The sequence below is a fragment of the Marinimicrobium sp. UBA4509 genome (assembly GCF_002388575.1).
GTDB lineage: Bacteria > Pseudomonadota > Gammaproteobacteria > Pseudomonadales > Cellvibrionaceae > Marinimicrobium > Marinimicrobium koreense.
In genome coordinates this window covers 33,963-37,660 of sequence record NZ_DGMV01000040.1, presented here as the reverse complement: position 1 = coordinate 37,660, position 3,698 = coordinate 33,963, and the positions used below count along the sequence as shown (strand labels likewise).

General features: G+C 59.8%; 2 protein-coding genes. One reads left to right on the top strand and one right to left on the bottom strand.

The genetic code is table 11. From position 1 onward, the window contains the following. Positions 1-822 (bottom strand): MFS transporter (locus B3520_RS06030; RefSeq protein WP_286875641.1); only part of this gene is annotated, 822 nt, incomplete at its 3' end. A 487-nt stretch (positions 823-1,309) separates the two neighbouring features. Between B3520_RS06030 and B3520_RS06025 the strand changes: the two genes are divergently transcribed. Continuing rightward, on the top strand, positions 1,310-3,676 hold the full coding sequence (locus tag B3520_RS06025) for a TonB-dependent receptor (RefSeq protein ID WP_286807381.1): 2,367 nt from the start codon (positions 1,310-1,312) through the stop codon (positions 3,674-3,676). Positions 3,677-3,698: the final 22 nt, after the last annotated feature.

Genomic DNA, 3,698 nt, shown 5'->3' with positions numbered 1-3,698 from the left:
GATCTGGCTGAACTGGAATATGAACAGGCACAGGAGGACCAGGTACATCAGGTAGACCGAGCTCTGGGTGAGCAGGCTGATGTTGGACGGGCCCAGGCGCCAGGCCAGTACGGCGAGGATGGCGTACATGGGGACGTTCATCGCGATGTAGAACCAGAAATCACGCTTGCTGGAGACTTCCAGGCCGCCGGATTTTTTTGGTTTGAAATAGGTGGAGCCTTTGGGGGTGTTGCGCGCGCGCCAGTAGAAAATGCCACCGTAGACAATGGCAATAAGGCCGGTGCAGGCAATGGCTGCGCGCCAGCCACCGAGGCTGCCGAATACCACTACGGCCAGGGTGGGCAGGGTAAAGGCCGCGGCGGCGGAGCCGAAGTTGCCCCAGCCGCCATAGATACCTTCCGCCAGGCCAACCTGCCGGGCGGGAAACCACTCGCCCACCATGCGGATACCGATTACGAAGCCGGCACCGACGAAGCCGAGCAGAAAACGGGTCAGCGCCAATTGCTCGAAGGTCTGTGAGGCGGCAAAGGCCAGGCACAACAACCCCGAGCAGGCGAGCAGCCCGGAGAACACGTTTCGTGGGCCGAACTTGTCCACCAGAATCCCGATCACGATGCGGGCCGGGATGGTCAGGGCGACGTTGAGAATCAGCAGCGCTTTCCACTGGGCACCGCTCATGTCGAGGGTTTCAGTGATCAGGGGCTTCAGAGGGGCGTGACTGAACCACACCACAAACGACAGAAAGAAGGCAAACCAGGTCAGGTGCAGGACCCGGATGGCGGGCTGGGAAAAATCCAGCGGGTTCAGTTTGTTCAGGCTCATAAGACATCAATCCAGAGTATGGGGCCGGGTTGTCAGGGGCATGCCCGAGGGGAGTGAACCGCTTTGGGGCACGCATTGCGCTGCAGGGGTGATCATCTGTTGTGCTTGAACACGCGAGGTCGATAACTAACACGCAGCGCGACCGGGGCTGAAGTTGCAATGCCTATGCCAAATAAAATAATTTTTTAACGCCTTGTTTTTAAAGATGTTTTCGAATCGGGCGGCGGAGGTGGCTGATCCGGAAGCTTGAGTTGCCGCGCTGTCGGAGTGCGGAGCCGGTTCAGATTGGTGCATGTTCAGGCGCTGTGATGGGTTCCGGACGTGGTTTTCTGTGGCGGGGAGTGGATCAATATTGGCGCATAAATCTTCTGCACTGTTCAGTGACTCAAAAAGGGGCGTCGAGCAAAACAACGGGGAGGGATTTTCATTTGTTTAGTTATGTTATACCATAACAAAACTAAGCGAGTTACCTATCCCGGAGGTTGTTGTGCAGAAGAACTGGTTGCAATGGAGTGGTATTGGGCTGTTGTGGGCTGGATTGGTCTCCCCAAGTGCGCTGGCGGAAACCCTGACCGGCGCGGTGCTGGATGCCGATGGCCAGCCGGTGGCCGGCGCGGTGGTTGAATGGGTGGGCAGTAACCGCCAGGCCCTGACTGATGCCGCCGGTCGTTTTTCACTGGAAGATCTGCGTGGTGACGAAGTGGAGCTGCATATTATGGCGCCCCGGTTTGTGCATCAGCAGCTGCATGTCGATCTCGATGAGGGGCCGGTGACCATCCGGCTGCGGCCCACCCGCATTGAAGTGATCGAAGTGGTGGCACTGCCCTGGCACGCCTCCACCCTGGAGTCCGCCCAGCCAGTCAATGTGATTGCCGGTGATACCCTCGCCCGTCAGCAGGCCTCCACGCTCGGGGAAACCCTGAAGAATGAGGTGGGGGTGCACACCAGTTACTTTGGGCCCGTCGCCAGCAGCCCGGTGATTCGGGGCCTGAGTGGACCCCGAGTGTTGATCACCCAGAATGGCCTGGATGCCGGCGATGTCTCCCGGGTCGGGCCGGATCATCTGGTGACCACGGAGACCTCGACCGCCGAGCAGGTGGAAGTGCTGCGCGGCCCGGCCACTCTGTTCTATGGCAGCGGAGCGATCGGCGGGGTGGTCAATATCGTCGACGGCCGGGTGCCGACGGATAATGAGCTGTCCGGCCAGTGGCATTTGAAACATGACAATGTGGCGGATGAAAAACTGGTCAGCGGCAGCGTTACCGGAGGGGCGGGCTCCTGGGCCACGCATGCAGATGGTTTCTGGCGAGAGTCCAACGATTACCGGATTCCGGTAGCCGCTGAGCGTGAAGAGCACGAGGCTGGTCATGAGCAAGATCATGCCGACGAAGCGTTTGACGGGCGCCTGGATAACTCCGCGTACCGGGCCAAGGGCGCCAATATTGGTGCCAGCTATTTACTGGATAACGGCTTTGTGGGTGTTTCTGTCGGACGGCTGGAGAGAACCTACGGAATTCCCGGCCACGGTCATGAAGGCGAGGGCGACGTTGATGTGTACGCCGACCTGGAGCAGGATCGGGTACAGCTGATCAGCGAGCTGAGTCTGGATCACGCCTGGTTCAGTGCCCTGAACACCCGCCTAGGCTATACCGATTATCGCCATTCGGAAATTGAAGAGGGTGTGCCTCTTACCACCTTCGCCAATACCAGCCGGGAAGTGCGCGCCGAGCTGTTTCATCATCCGGTGGCCGAATGGCGCGGTGCCTGGAGTCTTCAGTACAAGCATCAGGACTTTTCTGCGGAGGGCGCTGAGGCCTTCACCCCGCCCTCGGAAACGGAAAGCCTGGCGCTGGGCTGGATGGAGGAGCGGCACTTTGGCCCGGTACAGGTTCAGTTGGGGGCGCGGGTTGAGCGGGTCGAACTGTCCGCCGATCAGGTGACGGTTCCGATGGAAGATCAACCCGGATTGCTGGCCGCCTATCAAGTGAAACAGACCTTTGAACCGTTCAGCCTGTCTGCCGGTGCGGTGTGGGATTTCACCGAGGGTTACAACCTGGGGCTGTCACTGTCCCGGGCGCAACGCGCGCCTTCGGCGGCCGAGCTGTACTCCTTTGGCCCCCATATCGGTACCAGCAGTTATGAAATCGGTGCCCTGTATGACTTGCATGAAGAGGCGGATGGGCACTTTCACGCCGAGGTCAGTCCGGCGGCGGTGGAGCTGGAAACGTCCAACAACATCGATCTGACTCTGCGCAAGTTTGAAGGTGATGTGGGCTTCACGTTGAACGCCTTCTACAACCAGATGGATGATTTCTACTATCTGTCTGCCACGGGCCTGGAAGCCGAGGACGATCACGCCGATGAACACGATCACGGCGAGGCAGAGCATGAGGAGGAAGAGGCCTTACCGGTGTATCACTACACCGCCCGCGACGCGCGCCTGTACGGTGTGGAAGGCCAACTGGTATGGCAGGTGGCCAGCCCCTGGCGTCTGACCCTGATGAGCGACTACACCCGCGCCACCCTGAATGGCGGCGAAGCCATGCCGCGTATTCCGCCACTGCGTCTCGGAGCGCAACTGGAGTATCGCCTCAATGGTTGGCGGGCGGAGTTGGGCGCGCAACATTACTTCGATCAGGACCGCACCGCCAATCTGGAAACGGAGTCCGACGGTTACACCCTGGTGGATGCCCAGCTGAGTTACGACTGGGAGTGGGCCGCGCAGACCATGACCCTCTATGTCCAGGGCAACAACCTCACGGACACCGAAGCCCGTCCGCACACCTCATTTTTGAAAGACAAGGCGCCATTACCGGCGCGTTCGCTGGCGGTAGGACTGCGCTCCCGATTCTAGCCCCTACGGATAGCACGGCAGT